24 protein-coding genes are annotated in these 19251 nt (G+C 65.5%); 11 read left to right on the top strand and 13 right to left on the bottom strand.

The features are described 5' to 3' along the window. Window positions 1–17 precede the first annotated feature (17 nt). Together ACP7BY_RS14050 and ACP7BY_RS14045 are read right to left on the bottom strand one after the other, a co-directional pair. Window positions 18–269 (bottom strand): molecular chaperone DnaJ, encoded by a 252-nt coding sequence (locus ACP7BY_RS14050; RefSeq protein ID WP_033966457.1) that lies wholly within the window; start codon window positions 267–269, stop codon window positions 18–20. Next, entirely contained in the window at window positions 269–1063 is a 795-nt protein-coding gene (locus tag ACP7BY_RS14045) for a division plane positioning ATPase MipZ (protein WP_033966458.1), read from the bottom strand. Before ACP7BY_RS14045 ends, ACP7BY_RS14050 begins: the two co-directional genes overlap by 1 nt. Before the next feature lie 78 nt (window positions 1064–1141). Here ACP7BY_RS14045 and panC point away from each other — a divergent pair, with 78 nt between their 5' ends. Both panC and ACP7BY_RS14035 read left to right on the top strand, forming a co-directional pair. Next, complete coding sequence (gene panC, locus ACP7BY_RS14040) at window positions 1142–1993, top strand: pantoate--beta-alanine ligase (protein ID WP_137902460.1); 852 nt, start codon at window positions 1142–1144, stop codon at window positions 1991–1993. Window positions 1994–2066: 73 nt separating this feature from the next. After that, window positions 2067–2363: an SEL1-like repeat protein gene (locus ACP7BY_RS14035; RefSeq protein WP_010406124.1), complete on the top strand. Its 297-nt coding sequence runs from the start codon at window positions 2067–2069 to the stop codon at window positions 2361–2363. A gap of 4 nt (window positions 2364–2367) precedes the next feature. Here ACP7BY_RS14035 and topA read toward each other — a convergent pair whose 3' ends face one another. After that, the gene (topA, locus tag ACP7BY_RS14030) at window positions 2368–4944 is read right to left on the bottom strand and encodes a type I DNA topoisomerase (RefSeq protein ID WP_033964691.1); all 2577 of its coding nucleotides are present in this window, start codon (window positions 4942–4944) and stop codon (window positions 2368–2370) included. An 87-nt stretch (window positions 4945–5031) separates the two neighbouring features. Next, entirely contained in the window at window positions 5032–5289 is a 258-nt protein-coding gene (locus ACP7BY_RS14025) for a SemiSWEET family transporter (RefSeq protein WP_126845953.1), read from the bottom strand. Between the two features lie 158 nt (window positions 5290–5447). On the opposite strand from ACP7BY_RS14025, the gene ACP7BY_RS14020 reads away from it, so the two are divergent. Beyond that, complete coding sequence (locus ACP7BY_RS14020; RefSeq protein ID WP_052192314.1) at window positions 5448–5975, top strand: hypothetical protein; 528 nt, start codon at window positions 5448–5450, stop codon at window positions 5973–5975. 2 nt (window positions 5976–5977) lie between these two features. On the opposite strand, the gene dprA is transcribed toward ACP7BY_RS14020, so the two are convergent. Both dprA and plsY read right to left on the bottom strand, forming a co-directional pair. Then, complete coding sequence (gene dprA / locus ACP7BY_RS14015; RefSeq protein WP_137902538.1) at window positions 5978–7063, bottom strand: DNA-processing protein DprA; 1086 nt, start codon at window positions 7061–7063, stop codon at window positions 5978–5980. A gap of 4 nt (window positions 7064–7067) precedes the next feature. Next, entirely contained in the window at window positions 7068–7673 is a 606-nt protein-coding gene (plsY, locus tag ACP7BY_RS14010; RefSeq protein ID WP_137902459.1) for a glycerol-3-phosphate 1-O-acyltransferase PlsY, read from the bottom strand. Between the two features lie 106 nt (window positions 7674–7779). Between plsY and murI the strand changes: the two genes are divergently transcribed. Both murI and hemA read left to right on the top strand, forming a co-directional pair. Then, window positions 7780–8574: a glutamate racemase gene (murI, locus tag ACP7BY_RS14005; protein ID WP_033964423.1), complete on the top strand. Its 795-nt coding sequence runs from the start codon at window positions 7780–7782 to the stop codon at window positions 8572–8574. A 71-nt stretch (window positions 8575–8645) separates the two neighbouring features. Continuing rightward, window positions 8646–9887 (top strand): 5-aminolevulinate synthase, encoded by a 1242-nt coding sequence (hemA, locus tag ACP7BY_RS14000; protein WP_033964424.1) that lies wholly within the window; start codon window positions 8646–8648, stop codon window positions 9885–9887. Between the two features lie 151 nt (window positions 9888–10038). Here the strand turns inward: hemA and ACP7BY_RS13995 are convergent, their stop codons facing one another. The 5 genes from ACP7BY_RS13995 to ACP7BY_RS13975 all read right to left on the bottom strand — a co-directional run bounded on the left by ACP7BY_RS13995 (window position 10039) and on the right by ACP7BY_RS13975 (window position 14213). Next, window positions 10039–10710, bottom strand: a complete 672-nt coding sequence (locus ACP7BY_RS13995) for a class I SAM-dependent methyltransferase (RefSeq protein WP_033964425.1) — start codon at window positions 10708–10710, stop codon at window positions 10039–10041. Beyond that, window positions 10707–11960 (bottom strand): DUF3419 family protein, encoded by a 1254-nt coding sequence (locus ACP7BY_RS13990; protein ID WP_033964426.1) that lies wholly within the window; start codon window positions 11958–11960, stop codon window positions 10707–10709. Before ACP7BY_RS13990 ends, ACP7BY_RS13995 begins: the two co-directional genes overlap by 4 nt. Before the next feature lie 262 nt (window positions 11961–12222). After that, a complete protein-coding gene (locus ACP7BY_RS13985; protein ID WP_126845968.1) occupies window positions 12223–12777 on the bottom strand; it encodes a fasciclin domain-containing protein in 555 nt (184 codons plus the stop codon). Window positions 12778–12849: 72 nt separating this feature from the next. Continuing rightward, entirely contained in the window at window positions 12850–13617 is a 768-nt protein-coding gene (locus ACP7BY_RS13980) for an anti-sigma factor (protein WP_126845970.1), read from the bottom strand. Next, entirely contained in the window at window positions 13614–14213 is a 600-nt protein-coding gene (locus ACP7BY_RS13975; RefSeq protein ID WP_033964427.1) for a sigma-70 family RNA polymerase sigma factor, read from the bottom strand. Before ACP7BY_RS13975 ends, ACP7BY_RS13980 begins: the two co-directional genes overlap by 4 nt. A gap of 145 nt (window positions 14214–14358) precedes the next feature. On the opposite strand from ACP7BY_RS13975, the gene rpiB reads away from it, so the two are divergent. From rpiB to ACP7BY_RS13955, 4 genes are read left to right on the top strand one after another with little or no spacing between them, the layout of a single operon-like run. Further along, complete coding sequence (gene rpiB / locus ACP7BY_RS13970; RefSeq protein ID WP_033964428.1) at window positions 14359–14823, top strand: ribose 5-phosphate isomerase B; 465 nt, start codon at window positions 14359–14361, stop codon at window positions 14821–14823. Further along, the gene (glyA, locus tag ACP7BY_RS13965; protein WP_033964430.1) at window positions 14820–16136 is read left to right on the top strand and encodes a serine hydroxymethyltransferase; all 1317 of its coding nucleotides are present in this window, start codon (window positions 14820–14822) and stop codon (window positions 16134–16136) included. The genes rpiB and glyA overlap by 4 nt, the downstream gene beginning before the upstream one ends. 1 nt (window position 16137) lies before the next feature. Next, window positions 16138–16614, top strand: a complete 477-nt coding sequence (gene nrdR, locus ACP7BY_RS13960) for a transcriptional regulator NrdR (RefSeq protein WP_033964431.1) — start codon at window positions 16138–16140, stop codon at window positions 16612–16614. Continuing rightward, window positions 16611–17348, top strand: coding sequence for an RNA methyltransferase (locus ACP7BY_RS13955; protein ID WP_033964432.1), 738 nt, complete (start codon window positions 16611–16613; stop codon window positions 17346–17348). Before nrdR ends, ACP7BY_RS13955 begins: the two co-directional genes overlap by 4 nt. A 46-nt stretch (window positions 17349–17394) precedes the next feature. On the opposite strand, the gene ACP7BY_RS13950 is transcribed toward ACP7BY_RS13955, so the two are convergent. Beyond that, window positions 17395–17613, bottom strand: coding sequence for a hypothetical protein (locus tag ACP7BY_RS13950; RefSeq protein ID WP_033964433.1), 219 nt, complete (start codon window positions 17611–17613; stop codon window positions 17395–17397). A 217-nt stretch (window positions 17614–17830) separates the two neighbouring features. Between ACP7BY_RS13950 and ACP7BY_RS13945 the strand changes: the two genes are divergently transcribed. Further along, a complete protein-coding gene (locus ACP7BY_RS13945) occupies window positions 17831–18082 on the top strand; it encodes a hypothetical protein (protein WP_033964434.1) in 252 nt (83 codons plus the stop codon). A gap of 17 nt (window positions 18083–18099) precedes the next feature. Here ACP7BY_RS13945 and ACP7BY_RS13940 read toward each other — a convergent pair whose 3' ends face one another. After that, window positions 18100–18405, bottom strand: a complete 306-nt coding sequence (locus ACP7BY_RS13940) for a chorismate mutase (protein WP_033964435.1) — start codon at window positions 18403–18405, stop codon at window positions 18100–18102. Window positions 18406–18615: 210 nt separating this feature from the next. Here ACP7BY_RS13940 and rpsD point away from each other — a divergent pair, with 210 nt between their 5' ends. Next, a complete protein-coding gene (gene rpsD / locus ACP7BY_RS13935) occupies window positions 18616–19230 on the top strand; it encodes a 30S ribosomal protein S4 (protein ID WP_010406153.1) in 615 nt (204 codons plus the stop codon). The last annotated feature ends 21 nt before the right edge of the window (window positions 19231–19251 follow it).

Here is a 19251-nt window from a genome sequence, read left to right as displayed (position 1 = left end):
CCGGTAAAGTTCAATGGCTAGTGTCGGAGCAGCAGATCGCGCGCGGCGTTGATCCGCCGGGTGAGATCGGCCGAGCCCCCTCGGTCGGGATGGACCGCGCCGACCAAGCGCCGATGCGCCGCGCGAATCGCCGCCGCATCGGCATCGGCCGCCACCCCGAGCACGGCGCGCGCTTCGGCTTCGTCGAGCCGCAGCGTCGGCTTCGGTCGCGCGCGCAGCAGCCACCAGCCACCGAGCAGGACCGCCGCAAAGAAAAGAATCTTGCCCATTATGCGAACAGCGGCGGGACCGGTTCCGGCAGCGCGAGCGCGCCCATCATCTCGCGCAATTCCTGGCGCGCGGCGACGTGCGCCAGGCCCATGGCACCGAACTCGCCCGAATCGAGCATGGTCAGGCCGTTGGGGAAGAGCTCGCGGTAGATGACGCGTTCGCCCAGGCCCGGCACGATGCGAAAGCCGACACGCTTGGCGAGCTGATCGAGCGCTTCGGACACGCGGCGCATGTTGCGCGCCTCGATATGCTGGACGCGGTTGCGCAGCACCACCCAGTCGATCGTCGAGCCGTCGGCCTTGGCGCGGGCCTTGCGCGCTTCCCAGATCATTTCGGCGTAAAAGCTCGGGCGGGTGACCTTGTAGCTTTCGGGATCGACCTGGCCGATCAGATCGAAATCGACGAAGCTGTCGTTCATCGGCGTTACCAGCGTATCGGCGCGGGCGGAGGCCATGCGCGCGAAACGGTCGTCGCGACCCGGCGTATCGATCACCAGAAAGTCCGCACCCTCGGCCAGCGCATCGAAGCTTTCGGTGAAGCGCGCCAGGCTTTCGCCGTCATGGGTGGTGTGGCGCGGAGTCGGCAAGTCGCGGCCGGTGCGTTTGATCGTCGCGGTACGATTGTCGAAATAGCGGCCCATCGTGCGTTGCCGATGGTCGAGATCCAGCGCCGACACCCGCGCACCGCGCGCCGCCAGCGCGATGGCGACATGGACCGCCGTCGTCGATTTGCCCGTGCCGCCCTTTTCGTTGGCAAAGACGATGATGTGTGGCTTTCGCGCAGCAGTCGCCAACGTGTTTGCTTCCCGTCTTGTCCGGTTGGATCACGCCTCATAGAAGGCGCGCCCGTCCTTACCGAAGGCCACTCATCCGTGCAAACCATCCGTTCCCTTGAAGCGCTCCGTTCTGGGATCGCCGATTTCCGTAGCGAAGGCGCGAGCATTGCGCTCGTGCCGACGATGGGCGCGCTCCATTCCGGCCACCTCGCGCTGATCGAGGCGGCGAAGCGGCCGGGCCGGAAGGTGGTGGCGTCGATCTTCGTCAACCCGCGCCAGTTCGGGCCGAACGAGGACCTGTCGCGCTATCCCCGGCGCGAGATGGCGGATGCGCGACTGTTGACGGAGGCGGGGTGCGACCTGTTGTGGATGCCGCCGGTGGAGGCGATGTATCCTGAAGGGTTTGCCACCACCATTTCAGTGTCCGGGGTCAGCGAGGGGCTCGACGGGGCCGCGCGGCCCGGCCATTTCGATGGCGTGGCGACGGTGGTGGCGAAGCTGTTCAATCAGGTCCGCCCCGACATCGCCTTGTTCGGCGAAAAGGATTTCCAGCAACTCGCGGTGATTCGCCGGATGGTTGCCGATCTGGATTTCGGGATCGAGATCCAGGGCGTGCCAACGCAGCGCGACGATGACGGGCTCGCGCTCTCGTCGCGCAACATCTATCTGGATGAGGCGCAGCGTGCGGCAGCCGTTGCCTTGCCGCGTGCGCTCGGCGTGGCGGCCAAGGCGATTGCGCGCGGCGGCGACGCCGAGGGCGCGCTGGCGGCTGCGCGCGAAGCGCTGAATACCGCCGGTTTCGAGGTCGATTATGTCGAACTGGTCGATGCCGCCACGCTGACTGCGGGGGTCGACCCCAGCCGCGAGCGGCGTTTGCTGGCAGCGGCGCGGATCGGCACGACCCGGCTGATCGACAACCTCGCGATTCCGCCCGCCGATCATGCCTAATGGCCGTTAACCTTTTGTTGACCCCAATCCGGCAAGGTGTTGCCGGTAGGGATGGTTAACGGGGGTTAAGAGCATGGGCAGCAGCCTGAAGAATGCGCAGTTCCTGATCGACAGCCGAATCGCCGATGCGGCGCGCGGCGACGCAGACGCATGTTTCGATCTTGGCATGGTCTATTCGAGTGGTTCGGCCGGAATCGGCGTCGACCTGATCGAGGCGCACAAATGGTTCAACCTGGCCGCCGTTGCGGGCAGCGAGATCGCCAAGGATTGCCGCCGCGACATTGCCGAGGACATGACCGCGCGCGAAATCGCCACCGCCCAAGCGGCGGCGCGGGCGTTCCTGGTGTCCACCCAGCGCCGCGCCGCCTGATCCTTTACTCTGCGGCGACCGCTTTTTTGGGCGCTGCCTTTTTCGCGGCCGGTTTCTTGGCCGCAGGCTTCTTTGCAACCGTCTTTGCGGCGGGCTTTTTGGCCGCTGCCTTCTTCTTGCCCTTTGCGGGCGGTGCTGCGGCGGCGCGCGCGTCGATCAATTGCGCCGCTTCTTCGAGCGTCAGCGCGTCCTTTTCGATCGATTTGGGCAAGGTCGCATTGGTCGTGCCGTCGGTGACATAGGCCCCGTAGCGGCCCTCCATCAGCTTGATCTCGGCCTCGGTGCGCGGATGCAGCCCCAGCACTTTCAGCGGGGCCTGGGCCCCCCGTTGCGGCCGCCCGCCGCCTGCCGCAGCCTCAGCGAGCTTCACCACAGCCGCGTTCATGCCCGTCTCGAACACGTCCGCCGTCGAGGACAGGCGGGCATATTTGCCAGCATGCGCCAGATACGGCCCATAACGCCCAATCGAGGCGGTGATCGGCTCGCCGCTTTCGGGGTGGGTGCCGATCGTGCGCGGCAAGCTCAAGAGTTTCAGCGCCCATTCCAGATCGAGTTCGGGAATGTCCTTGGGGATCGAGGCGCGCTTGGCCTCCTTGCCCTCGCCCAATTGAATATAGGGGCCGAAGCGCCCCGTCTTACGCTCTACCGGCAGACCGGTGACCGGATCGTTGCCGAGCGTTTCGGGCGTGGCATCGGCCTCGCCTTCACCGCCGGGCTGGCCGAAGCGGCGGGTATATTTGCATTCGGGATAGTTGGAGCAGGCCACGAACGCGCCGAACTTGCCGCCGCGCAAAGCAAGCTGGCCCTTGTGGCAGAGCGGGCATAGCCGCGGATCGCTGCCATCGGCCTTGGCCGGGAAGAGATAGGGTTCGAGGAATTTGTCGAGCGCGGCGGTCACTTCGGACGGCTTTTGCTCCATCACCTCGGTCGTGCGCGGCTTGAAGTCCTTCCAAAAGGCTTCGAGCACGGCTTGCCACTGCGCGCGGCCGCCCGACACTTCGTCAAGCTCGTCCTCGAGCCCGGCGGTGAAATCATAGCCGACATATTTCTCGAAAAAGCGTTCGAGGAACGCCGTCACCAACCGGCCCGATTCCTCGGCGAAGAAGCGGTTCTTCTCGACGCGGACGTAGGCGCGGTCCTTCAGCGTCTTGATGATCGAGGCATAGGTCGAAGGGCGACCGATGCCGAGTTCTTCGAGGCGCTTGACCAGCGACGCTTCCGAGAAGCGCGGCGGCGGCTGGGTGAAATGCTGTTCGGCGGTGACGCCCAATTTGGCCGGGGCATCGCCCTCGCGCAGGCGCGGCAGGCGCTTGGCGTCTTCATCCTGCGTGTCGTCCGAGCCTTCTTCGTACAAAGCGAGATAGCCGGGGAAGAGCATCACCTGACCGGTTGCGCGGAGGGCCGTGTCGCCCGTGCCGTCAGCCAGTTCGACCGTGGTGCGCTCCAGCCGGGCCGAGGCCATCTGGCTCGCCAGAGCGCGCTTCCAGATCAAATCGTACAACCGCGCATGATCGCCGCCGCCAGCCTTGTCCTTGCTGAAGTCGGTCGGGCGGATCGCCTCATGCGCTTCCTGCGCGTTCTTGGCCTTGGTCTGGTAGACGCGCGGCTTGTCGGGGACGTAGCTCGCGTCATAGCGATCGGCGACGGCATGGCGCGCGGCAGAGATCGCGCTCGAATCCATCTGCACGCCGTCGGTACGCATATAGGTGATCGCGCCGTCCTCGTAGAGGCCTTGCGCGATCCGCATCGTATGGTCGGCGGAGAAGCCGAGCTTGCGCGAAGCTTCCTGCTGCAACGTCGAGGTGGTGAAGGGCGGCGGCGGGTTGCGCGTCGCAGGCTTCACCTCGACCGATTGCACCGTGAACAGTCCGCTTTCGACCGCGGCCTTGGCGCGCTTGGCGGTGCCTTCCTCGCCGATCGACAGGCGATCGAGCTTCTTGCCCTCGAACTGCACGAGCCGCGCCTGGAACGGCGTGCCGTCATGCTCCATGTCGGCGATGACCGACCAATATTCCTGCGGGCGGAAGGCCTCGATCTCGCGCTCGCGGCTGACGATCAGGCGCAGCGCGACCGATTGCACGCGCCCTGCCGACTTGGCGCCGGGCAGCTTGCGCCACAGCACTGGGGAGAGCGTGAAGCCGACGAGATAATCGAGCGCACGGCGCGCCCGATAGGCGTCGATCAAATCGGTATCGAGCTCGCGCGGATGCTGCATCGCCTCGGTCACCGTCGCCTTGGTGATGGCGTTGAAGGTAACGCGCTGCACGTCCTTGGGCAGTGCCTTGCGGCCGCGCAGCACCTCCTGCACGTGCCAGCTGATCGCTTCGCCCTCGCGGTCAGGGTCGGTCGCGAGGATCAGGCGGTCGGCGGTCTTGGCGAGATCGGTGATCGCCTTCAACTGCTTGGCCTTGTCGGCGTAATTTTCCCATTCCATCGAAAACCCGTCCTCGGGATCGACCGAGCCATCCTTGGGCGGCAAGTCGCGGACATGGCCGTAGGAAGCGAGGACGCGGTAATCCGAACCGAGATATTTCTCGATGGTCTTCGCCTTGGCGGGCGATTCGACGATGACAAGCTGCATGGGGTGATCGAGGTCCTTACGTGTACGCGCGAGGATGGAGATGTGGCGGGCGCTGCGTCAAGCGGGGCATCACGTCAACCATCGACATCACAATGCAGTCGCCAGCGTCAGCGCGCCCAGCACTATGCCGGGGCTGTTGGCGCAGACGATCGGCCAGTCGCGCTTGGGCTTCGCAAGACCGTACAGTGCCCATAAGGCGCAATTCACCACCGTTGCGATCGGTTGAACGATCGAGCCTTTGTGCCCGTCCAAATTGAGGCGGATCTGGTCGACGTAAGACGCGTACATCGCGATCGCGGTGCAGGTGGCCACCCAGCCGAGGATAGAGAGCATACGGTCGGTCATGGGGAGGCTCCGGATTGAGGCGGCAGTCTCCGCCAAACGGAGCGACCGTCTGCGGGACGTTTAAACCTCCCGGCAAGTTCCCGTTTGCGTCAAAAGGTCTGCACGGTGGCGAGCGCGCGACTGGGCTGGCATAGCGGTCGGGAGCAGGGGAGAGCAGCATGATTCGGGCAATTGCGGCGATGATGGCGGTGCAGGCGGCGACAGTGGTGCTGCCCGAGCGATTGGAAGCGCCGACCCCGCCGGGGTTCGTGACCGGCTATGACGCGCACAATACGCAGATCGCGATAACCGAGCGAATCCCGCGCGGCGAAACCGTCGAGCAATGGTCCCGGATGATCACGGTGCAGCGTTTTACCGGGATTGCCCGAGTGGGCGGGCACGGCTTTCTGGACAGGCTGGCCAATGGCGTGAAACGCAGCTGTCAGGGCGCATCGACGACGCCGATCGTCGATAGCGTCGCCGACGGACGCGCGGTTGCGTCGATGCGCGCGGACTGTCCGCTCAACAGCGCGACGGGCAAAGCTGAGGTCTTTTTCGTCAAAGTATTCACCGGTGCGGCGGACATCCATTCCGTCCAATATGCATTCCGGTCGGTGCCGACGGCCAAGGATGCGGCGGTGGCGGAGGCCTATCTCGATTCGATCGCTCTCTGCCCCGGTAGCGCGAAGGCCTGCGCGGCGTCCTGAGTTCAGACCAGCGCCACCCGACCTCCGGCATGACGTTCCAACCGCCCGGCCAGTTCCAGTTCGAGCAGCACCGTCTGCACAATCGCGGGGCTATGTCCCGATTGCCGGATCAGTTCGTCGATCGCCACGGGTACGGGGCCGAGCAGATCGCGCACGTCGCGGCGTTCGGCGTCGCTCGCATCTTCGGGCGGGGGCGCGCGGAAGCCGTCGCGGCTGGTGCGGACCATACGCTGGTCGATCGGGCGCACCGTTTCCAGCACGTCGGCGGCGGATTGCACCAGCGTCGCGCCGTCGCGGATCAGCCCGTTGCACCCCTGCGCGCGCGGATCGAGCGGGCTGCCGGGCACCGCCATCACCTCGCGGCCCAGTTCGGCGGCAAGGCGCGCGGTGATGAGCGAGCCCGATTTGGGCGCGGCCTCGACCACGACGGTGCCGAGCGACAGACCGGCGATGATGCGGTTGCGATAGGGAAAGTGGCGCGCGCGCGGTTCGGTGCCGGGCGGTTGTTCGGCGATCAGCAAGCCGTCCTGCGCGATGCGTTCCTGCAGCGCGGCGTTTTCCGGCGGATAGACCACGTCGATCCCACCGGCGATGACCGCGATCGTTCCCGTCTCGATCGATCCGACATGTGCGGCGGTGTCGATCCCGCGCGCCAGGCCCGAGACGACGCTCACCTCCTCGCGCCCAAGCTCGGCGGCAAGCTGTCGCGCGAAGCGGCACGCTGCTGCTGACGCATTGCGCGCGCCAACCATCGCGATGGAGAGCTGCGCGAGCAGATCGATCCGCCCGCGCACGATCAAGGCGGGTGGGGCATCGTCGAGTTCGGCGAGCAGCGGGGGATAGTCGGGGTCGTCAAGGAACAGGTGGCGCGCGCCCAGCCGGGCCACCGTTGCCAGCTCGCGCTCGGCCAGCGCGACCGGGGCCAGCGCGGGCGGCTTGCCACCGCCACGCGCGGCGAGGTGCGGAACGGCATCGAGCGCGGCGTGCGCGCTGCCGAAGCGTGCGATCAATTGGGCGTAGGTGACGGGCCCGATCTGCGCCGAACGGATCAGGCGCAATCGGGGGATCGCCCGTTGCGCTTGATCCATCGCCTCAGCCACGCTTGCGGCCGACGCGCGGTTCGGTGCCGCTGATGAGGCGATCGACATTGGCGCGATGCTTCCACAGCACCAGCAAAGCGAGCGCAAGCAGCAGCAGGACAAGGTCGAACCGACCGAAAAAAGCGGCGCTGAGCGGGGCGGTTACCGCAGCCGTCATGCCCGCAAGCGAGGAAATGCGCAGCAGCGCCAGCATGGCGATCCACACCACCGCGTAAACGAGTGCAATCGGCCAATGCAAAGCCAGCACCACGCCGAGCAGCGTCGCCACGCCCTTGCCGCCGCGGAAGCGCAGCCAGACCGGATAGAGATGGCCAAGGAACACCGCCGCCGCCGCGACCACGCCGGTGCCGCCAAGATAGCGCTCGGCAATCCACACCGCGACAAACCCCTTCGCCGCGTCGAGCAGCAACGTTGCCGCCGCCAGCCCCTTGCGCCCGGTGCGCAGCACGTTGGTGGCACCGATATTGCCCGACCCGATCTGGCGCAAATCCCCCGCGCCCGCCAGGCGGGTGAGCAGGACGCCGAATGGAATCGACCCGAGCAGATAGCCGAGCACCAGCGCCGCCGCCGGGGCCTGCCAGAGATAGTCGGTCGGCACGTAAGATCCCCCTATGGTCGGTGTGAACATAGCGTGCACACGGCCCGGTGCCACAATCTCCATCAAGCCGGTTTTGTCAAATGCGCCGATCGCGTTATGGAGCGCCATGGATCAGCGCCCCGTGTTGTTTTTTGATTCCGGGGTCGGCGGATTGTCGGTGCTCGGTGCGGCGCGGGTGCTGCTGCCCAACATGCCGGTGGTCTATGTCGCGGACTCGGCGGGTTTCCCATACGGCACCAAGACCGAGCGCGAGATCGCCGCGCGCGTGCCCGCCTTGCTGGGTCGGCTCGCCGAACGCTATCAACCGCGCCTGATCGTGATCGCGTGCAACACGGCATCGACGATTGCGCTGGCAACGGTCCGCGAGGCGCTCGATCTGCCCGTGGTCGGCACCGTCCCCGCGATCAAGCCCGCCGCGATCGCCAGCGCGACGCGCGTGATCGGCGTGCTCGGCACCGAAGCCACGGTGCGCCAGCCTTATGTCGATGATCTGGCGGCGCGCTTTGCCGGGGATTGTACGGTGTTGCGCCACGGATCGGCCGAGCTGGTCGCGCTCGCCGAAGCCAAATTGCACGGGGAGCCGACCGATCCGGCGCGCTATGCCGCCATCCTGCATGGCCTGTTCGGGCAAGCTGGTGGCGATCGGATCGATACGATCGTCAATGCCTGCACGCATTTCCCGCTGGTGGCGGACGAATTGGCGGCGGCGGCCCCGCACCCGGTGCGCTTCGTCGATGGCAGCGCGGGGATCGCCCGGCGGATCGCGCATTTGACCGAGGGGCAGGGCTGGCCGGATACGCCGCGCGAGGGGCGTGCGGTGTTTACCGCGCACAGTGCCGACACGGATCGGCTGGTACCAGCACTCGCCCGGTTTGGACTCACGCGGCTGGATATTCTATAACCGATAGGTATGATCACGTAGATCGGGGAAAGCCGCTGGAAATCGGCGCTTGGCGGGGGTAGTGGGCGGACATGGACGTAGACTCACCGCATCCCGGGGTCGATTACTCCCGGATTTTCGCGCAGGCGATCGATCGCCTGCATGTCGAAGGGCGTTATCGCGTCTTTATCGACATCCTGCGCAACAAAGGGGCCTTCCCCAATGCGCGGTGTTTTGCCGGCCATAACGGCCCCAAGCCGATCACGGTGTGGTGTTCGAACGATTATCTGGCGATGGGCCAGCACCCGGATGTGATCGCGGCGATGGAACATGCGCTGCATGACGTCGGCGCGGGTTCGGGCGGCACGCGCAATATCGGTGGCAACACGCATTATCATGTCGATCTGGAAGGCGAACTCGCCGATCTGCACGGCAAGGAAGGCGCATTGCTGTTCACCAGCGGCTATGTCTCGAACGAGGCGACGCTGGCGACGCTGGCCAAGGTGCTGCCGGGCTGCATCATCTTCTCGGACGAACTCAACCATGCCTCGATGATCGCGGGCATCCGCAATTCGGGCTGCGAAAAGCATGTGTTCCGTCACAATGACCTGGCGCATCTCGAGGAACTGCTCGCGGCGGCCGATCCGGCGGTTCCGAAGCTGATCGCCTTCGAAAGCGTCTATTCGATGGATGGCGACGTCGCGCCGATCGCCGCGATCTGCGACCTGGCCGACAAATATCATGCGCTGACCTATCTCGACGAAGTCCATGCGGTCGGCATGTACGGCCCGCGCGGCGGCGGCATTTCGGACCGCGATGGCGTCGCCGATCGGCTGACCATCATCGAGGGGACGCTGGGCAAGGCGATCGGGGTGATGGGCGGCTATATCAGCGCCGATCAGACGATCATCGACGTGATCCGTTCCTATGCGCCGGGTTTCATCTTCACTACCTCGCTGTCGCCGGTGCTGGTGGCGGGTGCGCTGGCCAGTGTGCGACACCTGAAGGCGTCGAGTGTCGAGCGTGAGGGGCAACAGGCCGCCGCCGCACTGTTGAAGACGCTGTTCGCAGAAGCCGGTCTGCCGGTGATGAACTCGACCACGCACATCGTGCCGCTGATGGTCGGCGATCCGGTCAAGGCCAAGAAGATCAGCGACATCCTGCTCGCCGAATATGGCGTGTACGTGCAGCCGATCAATTATCCAACCGTACCGCGCGGCACCGAACGGCTGCGCTTCACCCCGGGTCCCGCGCATGACGAAGCGATGATGCGCGAACTGACCGGGGCGCTGGTCGAAATCTGGGGTCGGCTGGAATTGCGCAAGGCGGCCTGAACCGAGCGGGAACCGCGACGCCTGTAACCCGTTACGCCTCTCACATCAGCGAGAGGTTATCATGGGCAAGGGTTGTATTTTGTGGCTGCTGGGGGTTCCGATCCCGGTCATTCTGCTGTTGTGGCTGGTTTTCCACCACTAATTGACCCCGTCAGCGATTGGCGTTGCGCTCGATGCGGCCCGACCAGGCATAACCGCGATAGAGCGGGGCGAAGCGCGGCATGCCGCCCACCTCGCTGGCAATTTCGATCAGGGCAGGCTGCAATGCTGCGCGCGGTGCCACGTCGAATTTGGCGAGCCAGGCGAACAACAACGCACGAAAGGCTTTGGGCAACCCTTCCTGCTGACCGAAGTCGACAATGTCGAGCCGCCCACCCGGCGCGAGCTTGGTGGCGGCCTCCCGGATGGCATCGTGCCAGCCGGGAATCATCGACAGCGTATAGCTTTGGAAGATACGATCGAAGGTCGCGATGCCGAACAGCGCCTCGGCATCGAAAGCGGTGGCGTCGCCTTGCGCCAGCACGATCCGATCGGAAAGGCCTGCCTTGGCGACCTTCGCACGCGCCGTCTGCAGCATCGCTTCCGAAATATCGATGCCGTAGAAGCGCGCATCGGGCCAACGCCTAGCCGCCGCGATCAGGTTGCGCCCGGTGCCGCAGCCGATTTCCAGCACGCTGCCGCCGGGCGGCGGCGCGATGCCGTCGATCAGCGCATCGCGCCCGAGCAGATAATATTTGCGTGTCAGATCATAGATATGGCGCTGCGAGCGATAGATCGCATCCATGTGTCCGGCATGGCCAGTATCGATCGAGGCTGCGTTCATCCGAGCACGTAGAGATGGACGCCGCCGTAAATCGAGGAGCGGTCGCGCTTGGTGTAATCGAGCGATTCCTCGGCGCGGTACGTCCATTTGCCCAGGATCGCATCGGGCACGCGGCCGGGCAGGATGCTGGGCTCGCCGGCCGTGCGGAACAGCACGCGCGCGCCGGGCTTGGCGGTGCGGGTGATCTCGCTCCACAGATCGGTGAGCTGCTCGTCGGTCATCCAATCCTGCGCGTCGAGCAGGATGTAACGATCGAGCGAGGCATCGCCGTGGGTGCGCAGATAATCGGTAAAGTTGGTGTGGCGCACCTCGATCCGGCTCGCGCGCTCGACAATCTCGTCATAATGGTCGCGCTGGAGATAGGGCGGCAGCGGTGCCGATGGTCCCTGGCCATAGCCGCGGCCAAAGGCCTGCCATGCGAAATAATTGTCCTTGATGTCGAAATCGCACGCGAGCTTTTCGAGCCGTTCGCGCAGCACCACCGCCATCTTCTCGTCGCCAGCCAGCGCCTCATATTGCGCTGGCGGAATGCCGAGGCCGAACAGCGAGGCAGGCTGATCGGTGATCCATTTGACGAAGCCCTTGTCGAAAAAGGGCGCGAATTCGCGGTCGAAGATTTCGCGCTGTTCCTCGATCGATTGCGCCTTGAGCAGGATCTTCGGGTTCACGCCGTTCAGCCGCGCGAGCAGATGCGCCACGCCGATGAAATTGCCGAGCAGGCCGCGCTTGTAGACGTTCTTGGCGAAACCGCCGATCCGCCGCCGGCCGATGATGTCACGGCCTTCCCAATAGGCCAGCGTCGTCTCGTCGAGATGCGGGCGGATATAGGTGCGATAGGCGCGCACGTTGTCGCGGCTGTTGGCCTGGGCGAAGAAGCGGTGGAAGGCGTCGTAATCCGGCAGATGCCGCGCGGCGACGACCTTCAGCTTGTTGAGCGCGATGTGCGCGGTGTTGAGGTCGACCGCGGTGATCGCACGCGGATTGGCGGTGAGATAGCTCAGCACATTGCAGCCGCCCGAGGCGATCGTGACGACATGCGAGTCGGGCGTGATCGCCAGCGCTTCCATGTCGACGGCCGGATCCTCCCAGATCTGGGCATAGACGAGGCCACGAAAGGCGAAGGTGAAGGCGCGTTCGAGCAGCCCCTGCTTCGAGAGATGTTTGTGCTGATGCACTGCACTGCGAACCGCGCGATTCTTTGCGGCGGTTTTGCGGGGGCGATCCTGAGGCGGTCGAATGGCAAGGGCCATGGCAAGCTTCTCCGGCCGGACATCGCGTTGAGGAAAAGACGCAGGCGGCAGCCGTGCGTTACGACGATCCGGTGACGCTTCCATGACGCGCTTGTGGCGAAATGAAAAGGACCTGCCGACGCGGGGGACGCCGACAGGTCCGTTTTTACAACCGCTCGCCGCAAAGGAGGGGACCCGGCGAACGGTCAGTTTGTCCCCTGCGGAACGGGGACAGTTCATTATACGCGCGAATGCCCCGCCCGGATGCGGCGGCGCGGTATTTTTACGGCAGCATCACGGTGTCGATGACATGGATCACGCCGTTGGACTGCATCACATTGGCGATGGTGATCCGCCCGGTATGGCCCTTGGCATCGGTGACGCTCCAGCCGCGACCTGCCTTGGCGAAGGTCAGCGTGCCGCCCTGGACGGTGGTGTAGGTGGCCTTGCCGCCATGCGCTTGCGCGGCGGCGGCGATGTCGGCGGCGGTGACACGACCGGGAACGACATGGTAGGTCAGCACGGCGGCGAGCGTCGCCTTGTTTTCGGGCTTCAGCAGCGTCGTCACGGTGCCCTTGGGCAGTTTGGCGAAGGCGGCGTTGGTCGGCGCGAACACCGTGAACGGCCCCGGGCCGGACAGCGTCTCGACCAGGTCAGCGGCCTTGACTGCGGCGACCAGCGTGGTGTGGTCCTTCGAATTGACGGCGTTTTCGACGATATTCTTGGTGGGATACATGGCGGCACCGCCGACCATTGGGTTGGTCTGGGCGGATGCGAGCGATCCTGCGCTCATCGCGACGGCGGCGGCGGCGATTGCGGTGCGAAAAATGCGGGTCATAGGGGGTTCTCCTGCGGGTGCGCCCGGGGTGGACGCGGCGGAGATACGGGGCAGCCCCCGCCGTGGATGCACTCAGACCGGCGAAAGAACGCCTTTGGCGACCACGGGGCCGGTTGGCAGCCCGCTGGGTGACCCGCCGACCGGTTCGACCGTAACGGCAAGCACCGCGCCCGCCGCAATACGCTGCCGGTTCTCCGGCCGCAGCGTCAGCGCGGTCGCCCCTTGGGTGCGCAAGACCCCCAGCGAATGCGGCGTGCCGTCGGCCGGGATCACCCACAATTCCGCGCTATGGTCGGCACTGGTCAGGCTCGCCTCGGTCAAGCGGATCGTCCCGGCATTCTTGTCATAGATTGCCGTGACCGGGGTGCCTTTGCCCTCCGGCGTGATCGAAGCGACCAGCGTCGGGGCGAGCGGCGCGGCGACTGACGGTGCGGGCTGCGGCGGCGACATGGGCGCGAGCGGGCGCGTGACCAGCACGACCAGCAGCGCCGCTGCCGCAATGCTCGACAGCGCGGCCACGCCGGGCCAGATCGCGCTGCGTGGCCGGGGTCGCGTCACCAGACTTGCAACCGGTGCTGCCGGTGCCTGATCGAGCGAGCGCTCGACGCGCGCGAGAATATCGGGGGCCGCGATCGCGGGCCATTGGTCGAACCACGGTGCCAAATGCCCGCGCCACCGCTCGACCTCGCGCGCGAAATCGGGGTCAGCGAGGACGCGGCGGAGCGCGACGGCCCTTTCCTCGCCATCCAGCACGCCGAGCGCGAGTTCGGCCGCGGTCATGTCGGGCGCGTCCTCGAGGCCTTCGGGGCCGACGCCTGCAGGAGGGGGCATGTCGCTCATCCCTCAAGGCACTCCTTCAATTTGGCGAGGCCGCGCCGCACCCAGCTCTTCATCGTGCCAAGCGGGATCGACTGGCGTTCGGCCAGTTCGGCATAGGTTACGCCGTCGAAAAAGGCAGTGCGGATCGCATCGCGCTGGCGTGCCTCAAGGCCTTGCAGGCAGCCGTGCAACAGGTCGCTGGCTTCGTCCTGCAGCATCGACTCGCTGGCGAGCGGGGCCGTGTCGATCACCGGCGGCGCATCCTCGATCGGGGTGGCGCGGCGGATTTTCTGCGCGCGCTGCCAGTCGATCGCGCGGTTGCGCGCAATCGTGGCGAGCCACGTGATCGGGCTGGCGCGGAGCGGGTCATAGGCACCGGCGCGCCGCCAAATCGTCAGATACACATCGTGCAACACGTCTTCCGCTGCCTGCCTTTCGCCGCAGATACGGTAGCAGACGCCAAATAGTTTCGCCGAAGTGAGCGCATAGAGATCGCGAAAAGCGGCGCGGTCCTCCTCGCCGGTGCGCACCAGCGCGTCCACCAGCCGCGCACGCGCCGCCGCCTCTGGCGAGGGCGTGCCGGATGGAGCCGGAGCGTCGAGCGGGTGATCGGTCACGGGGGCAGTGCCTAGCTTGGCGCGGGGGCCACGGCAATATCGGCGTGCGATTGCGGTGTCGGTGCGTGCGCTTGGGTGTGGCAATCGTGCGCGGGCTTGGCTAAGGGCACGCCATTCCGCTTCACTCTTTGGGAGCGCGCCCGCTTTGCGCATCGCCATCGCCTCCGATCACGCCGCCTTTGCGTTAAAGGCCACGCTTGCCGCATGGCTCGCCGCCGAGGGGCATGAAGTCCTCGATCTTGGCCCGGACAGCGATGCGCGCGTCGATTATCCCGATTTCGGCTTCAAACTGGCCGAGGCCGTGGCCTCTGGCTCCGCCGAGCGCGGCGTTGCCCTGTGCGGATCGGGCATCGGCATCTCGATCGCGGTCAACCGCCATCTCGCGATGCGCTGTGCGCTCGTCTCCGAACCGCTTTCCGCCGCCCTTGCGCGCGAGCATAACGATGCCAATGTCGTGGCGCTCGGCGCGCGGCTGACCGGCGAGGACATGGCTAAGGCCTGTATCACCGCTTTCCTGACCACCGATTTCGCCGGTGGCCGCCATCAATCGCGCGTCGAAAAGCTCGGCGCACCGTCCTTTGCGCCAGTTACGAGTGGGAACCCGGCATGAGCACCAATCCATCAGAGCTTCACGACGTCCAGCCCGACGGCTTCTTCACGCGCGGCCTGGCCGAGGCGGATCCGGCGGTGTTCGGCGGGATTGCCCATGAGCTGACGCGCGAGCAGACGCAGATCGAATTGATCGCGAGCGAAAACATCGTGTCGAAGGCGGTGCTGCAGGCGCAGGGTAGCGTCTTCACCAACAAATATGCCGAAGGCTATCCCGGCAAGCGTTATTATCAGGGCTGCCACCCGTCGGACGAAGTCGAGACGCTGGCGATCGAGCGCGCCAAGCAATTGTTCGGCTGTTGCTATGCCAATGTCCAGCCGCACTCGGGCGCGCAGGCCAATGGTGCCGTGCTGCTGGCGCTGGTCAAGCCGGGCGAGACGATCCTCGGCATGAGCCTCGATGCCGGTGGTCACCTGACACACGGTGCCAAGGCGGCGATGTCGGGCAAGTGGTTCAACGCGGTCCAGTATGGCGTGGATCCGGTCACGCATCTGATCGATTTCGATGAAGTGGCAAAGCTGGCACGCGAGCATAGCCCCAAGCTGATCATCGCGGGCGGCTCGGCCTATCCGCGTACAATCGATTTCGCCAAATTCCGTGCGATTGCCGATGAAGTCGGGGCCTATTTCATGGTCGACATGGCGCATTTCGCCGGGCTGGTTGCGGCGGGCCTGCATCCGTCGCCCTTCCCGCACGCGCACATCGCCACCACCACCACGCACAAGACGCTGCGCGGGCCGCGCGGGGGCATGATCCTCGCCAATGACGAAGCGCTGGGCAAGAAGCTCAATTCGGCGGTGTTCCCGGGGTTGCAGGGTGGTCCGCTGATGCACGTGATCGCGGCGAAGGCGGTCGCTTTCGGCGAGGCGCTGCAGCCGGGCTATAAGAGCTACATCGCCGCCGTGATCGAGAATGCCAAGGTGCTCGCCGCCACGCTCAAGGAGCGCGGCGCGGAAGTCGTTTCGGGCGGCACCGACACGCATCTCGCCTTGATCGACCTTACCCCGCTCGGCGTGACCGGCAAGGATGCCGATGAAGCGCTCGAACGCGCCGGCATCACGTGCAACAAGAACGGCATTCCCAACGATCCATTGCCGCCGACCAAGACCAGCGGCATCCGCGTCGGTTCGCCAGCGGGCACGACGCGCGGCTTTGGCCCGGCCGAATTCCGGGAGATCGGCAACATGGTCGCCGATGTGCTCGATGGCTTGCGCAAGAATGGCGAGCACGGCGACGCGCAGGTCGAGGCCAATGTCCGCGAGCGCGTTCTGGCGCTGTGCGCGCGCTTCCCAATCTATCCGGAAGGGGTGTGATTTGCGCTGTCCGTTCTGCGGCCATGAAGACAGTCAGGTAAAGGACTCGCGCCCGACCGAGGATGCAGGCGCGATCCGGCGGCGGCGGCAATGCGAGGGGTGCGGTGCGCGCTTCACCACCTTCGAGCGGATTCAGCTCCGCGAGTTGACCGTGGTCAAGAGCGAAGGCGCGGGCGGCGGCTTCAAGCGCGAGCCGTTCGATCGCGAGAAGCTGTTGCGCTCGGTCTCGATCGCGGCCCGCAAGCGCCCGATCGAGGCGGCGCAGCTTGAGAAGCTGGTGTCGGGCATTCAACGCCAGCTCGAGACGCTGGGCGAGAATGAAGTGCGCTCGGGCAAGATCGGCGAGATGGTGATGGAGGGGCTGAAGGGCCTCGATTCGGTCGCCTATATCCGTTTTGCCAGCGTTTATAAGGATTTCCGCGAAGCGCGCGATTTCGAGGAATTTGCCGGCACGGTGAGCGAGGTCGGCAAGGGGTGAGCACACCTTCTATCATCCCACCGCCCGTGCTCGTTCTCGTTCGTCCGCAGCTTGGTGAAAATATCGGCAAGGCCGCGCGCGCAATGCTCAATTTCGGGCTGGTCGAGATGCGCCTCGTCAGCCCGCGCGACGGCTGGCCCAACCCCAGCGCAGGCCCCGCCGCGAGCGGTGCCGATGTCGTGTTGGAAGAGGCGCGGGTGTTCGAAACCGTGTCCGACGCCGTGGCCGATTGCGCGAATGTCTATGCGACCACCGTGCGCAAACGCGGCGTGACCAAGCCGGTGGTGACGCCCGAGGGGGCGGCGCGCGCGATCCATGCCGGGCCGGGGCGATCGGCGATTTTGTTCGGGCCGGAACGCTCGGGGCTCGAAACCGACGATATCGCGCTGGCGCGGACCATCATCACCGTGCCGATCAACCCGGAATTCGGATCGCTCAATCTGGCGCAAGCGGTCATCCTCATCGCCTATGAATGGTCGAAGGCGGAGCGCCTGGCGAGCCCACCCCAGGTCGATCTGCCGCCGCCGGCACCGCAGGAAGAGCTGGACGGGATGATCGCACAGCTTGACGCGATGCTGGGCGAGACCGATTTCTTCTTCCCGCCCGAACGCACGCCGGTGACGCGACGGACCTTGCGGACCTTGCTGACCAAGCCTGGCTGGTCGGCGCAGGAGGTTCGCACCGTGCGCGGCGTGCTGAGCGCGCTGGCAGGAAAGCGGCCGCGGGACCGCTAAGCGCGCGGCACAGATTATTCTGCTTTGACGGCATCTTGCGGGCTGGTTACACCGGCGCATCGCATAAGTCGGAGATCTTCATGCTGGTCCGTTCTGCCTCGATGATGGCTGCCATCGCGCTTGCGGCATCGCCGGTGATTGCGCAAACATCCGCTGAGGGAACGTCGTCGGGTCCCACCCCGACGGCAAAGCCCAGCAAACCCGCCAAGCCGCGCAAAATTTGTCGTTCGGAAGCGACGACCAGCTCGCGGGTGCGGGCCAGCATCTGCAAAACTGCGGAGGAATGGGAGCGCGAGGCAGCGGGCAGCGAGCATATGGCTGGGGTTCTCGGCCGTTAAGGCTCGGGAATGGAGGCCGGTTGGCGTTCCGCTCACGGGTTCTCCGGCCCTACGAAGCGTCGCGGTGCCTTGATGGCGGCGATTGCCCATTATATCGCGCAGACCGTTCACTGTCGGCGCACTGGATCTCGATCGGGAGGGTATATGAAGACGTTACTCGCTGCGACTCTATTATGCCTTCCAATGGCCGCGCAGGCCATGGACACAGCCGGTTCCACAGCGGACGCGGCTAAAGAAAAGAAGATTTGTCGCTCCGAGGAAGTGACCGGCTCGATATTTACCAAGCGCGTCTGCCACACCAAGGCCGAATGGGTCGCGCTTGAAGCCGAACGGGAGCGTGGTGCCGCGGCGCTGCGCAATCGGCGCGACGGGAACGGCTCGGATATTCCCCGCTAACCGAAAGGGATGCGCGGTCAGCGCCGGTCGAACGCCACGAGCTCATAGGCGATCGATGCTTCGACCAGCCGTTCCCACAAATCGACGATGACGCTTTCGGGAATGCCGACGGCGCGCGCTTCCGCGCAGGCATTGGCGATCACTTGCGCCTTGCGCCCCTCGTCGCGCACCGCGCCGCGTTCGGGTTTGATCCGTGCCGCTGCGTCCATATAGGCAAAGCGCTGGGCGAGCAGCGCGATCAGCGCGCGGTCGACATGGTCGACGCCGGCGCGGACCTCCGCCATATTGCTGCAATCGGGGCCGGGGAGGATCGCGTTCGTCATGCGCTCCCCCTTGGCGAGCCGCGGCGCGCCTGTCCAGCTTGACTCATGCGACCGGTGCCGCTAACCGCCCGCCTTCGCATTTGGCCCCACACCCCGGTGAAGTGGTGGCCCTGCCCGCATCCCTTACAGGTTCGGATAGAGCGATACCGGGTATCGATCGTTTGCGCAGGCAGGCGGTCTTGTCACGAAGCATTTGCCAAGGAATATCTCATGTCGAAGCGTTCATCCGCAAAGTACAAGCTCGATCGCCGCATGGGCGAGAACATTTGGGGCCGCCCCAAATCGCCCGTCAACAAGCGTGAATATGGCCCCGGCCAGCACGGCCAGCGCCGCAAGGGCAAGGTCAGCGATTTCGGCATCCAGCTGCGCGCCAAGCAGAAGCTCAAGGGCTATTATGGCGACGTGACCGAGAAGCAGTTCCGCGCTTGCTACACCGAAGCCGCGCGTATGAAGGGCGACACCGGCCAGAACCTGATCGGCCTGCTCGAGCAGCGTCTCGACATGATCGTCTATCGCGCCAAGTTCGCGCCGACCGTCTGGGCTGCACGCCAGCTGGTTTCGCATGGCCACGTCCGCGTCAACGGCGTGAAGTGCAACATCGCATCGCGTCGCTGCTTCGTCGGTGACGAGATCACGCTCGGCACCAAGGCCAAGGAAATGGCGCTGGTGCTCGAAGCGCAGCAGCTCGCCGAGCGCGAAATCCCCGATTATGTCGCACCGGACGGCGCGGCCAAGGTCACCTTCACGCGCGTTCCGACGCTCGACGAAGTGCCCTATCCGGTGAAGATGGAACCGAACCTGGTCGTCGAATTCTATTCGCGCTGATCGTTCGATCCCGATCGAGAC

The organism is Sphingomonas sp. PSPC2-2, from assembly GCF_049897725.1.
Taxonomy (GTDB): Bacteria; Pseudomonadota; Alphaproteobacteria; order Sphingomonadales; family Sphingomonadaceae; genus Sphingomonas.
The sequence above is the reverse complement of the archived record's forward strand: the minus strand, read 5'-3'. Positions and strand labels throughout refer to the sequence as shown.

Bases quoted from the DNA above. Each gene is read 5' to 3' on its own strand.
- ACP7BY_RS14050 (WP_033966457.1), bottom strand. From the start codon at position 269: ATGGGCAAGATTCTTTTCTTTGCGGCGGTCCTGCTCGGTGGCTGGTGG.
- ACP7BY_RS14035 (WP_010406124.1), top strand. From the start codon at position 2,067: ATGGGCAGCAGCCTGAAGAATGCGCAGTTCCTGATCGACAGCCGAATC.
- topA (WP_033964691.1), bottom strand. From the start codon at position 4,944: ATGCAGCTTGTCATCGTCGAATCGCCCGCCAAGGCGAAGACCATCGAG.
- ACP7BY_RS14025 (WP_126845953.1), bottom strand. From the start codon at position 5,289: ATGACCGACCGTATGCTCTCTATCCTCGGCTGGGTGGCCACCTGCACC.
- ACP7BY_RS14020 (WP_052192314.1), top strand. From the start codon at position 5,448: ATGATTCGGGCAATTGCGGCGATGATGGCGGTGCAGGCGGCGACAGTG.
- dprA (WP_137902538.1), bottom strand. From the start codon at position 7,063: ATGGATCAAGCGCAACGGGCGATCCCCCGATTGCGCCTGATCCGTTCG.
- murI (WP_033964423.1), top strand. From the start codon at position 7,780: ATGGATCAGCGCCCCGTGTTGTTTTTTGATTCCGGGGTCGGCGGATTG.
- hemA (WP_033964424.1), top strand. From the start codon at position 8,646: ATGGACGTAGACTCACCGCATCCCGGGGTCGATTACTCCCGGATTTTC.
- ACP7BY_RS13995 (WP_033964425.1), bottom strand. From the start codon at position 10,710: ATGAACGCAGCCTCGATCGATACTGGCCATGCCGGACACATGGATGCG.
- ACP7BY_RS13990 (WP_033964426.1), bottom strand. From the start codon at position 11,960: ATGGCCCTTGCCATTCGACCGCCTCAGGATCGCCCCCGCAAAACCGCC.
- ACP7BY_RS13985 (WP_126845968.1), bottom strand. From the start codon at position 12,777: ATGACCCGCATTTTTCGCACCGCAATCGCCGCCGCCGCCGTCGCGATG.
- ACP7BY_RS13980 (WP_126845970.1), bottom strand. From the start codon at position 13,617: ATGAGCGACATGCCCCCTCCTGCAGGCGTCGGCCCCGAAGGCCTCGAG.
- glyA (WP_033964430.1), top strand. From the start codon at position 14,820: ATGAGCACCAATCCATCAGAGCTTCACGACGTCCAGCCCGACGGCTTC.
- ACP7BY_RS13950 (WP_033964433.1), bottom strand. From the start codon at position 17,613: ATGCTGGCCCGCACCCGCGAGCTGGTCGTCGCTTCCGAACGACAAATT.
- ACP7BY_RS13945 (WP_033964434.1), top strand. From the start codon at position 17,831: ATGAAGACGTTACTCGCTGCGACTCTATTATGCCTTCCAATGGCCGCG.
- ACP7BY_RS13940 (WP_033964435.1), bottom strand. From the start codon at position 18,405: ATGACGAACGCGATCCTCCCCGGCCCCGATTGCAGCAATATGGCGGAG.
- rpsD (WP_010406153.1), top strand. From the start codon at position 18,616: ATGTCGAAGCGTTCATCCGCAAAGTACAAGCTCGATCGCCGCATGGGC.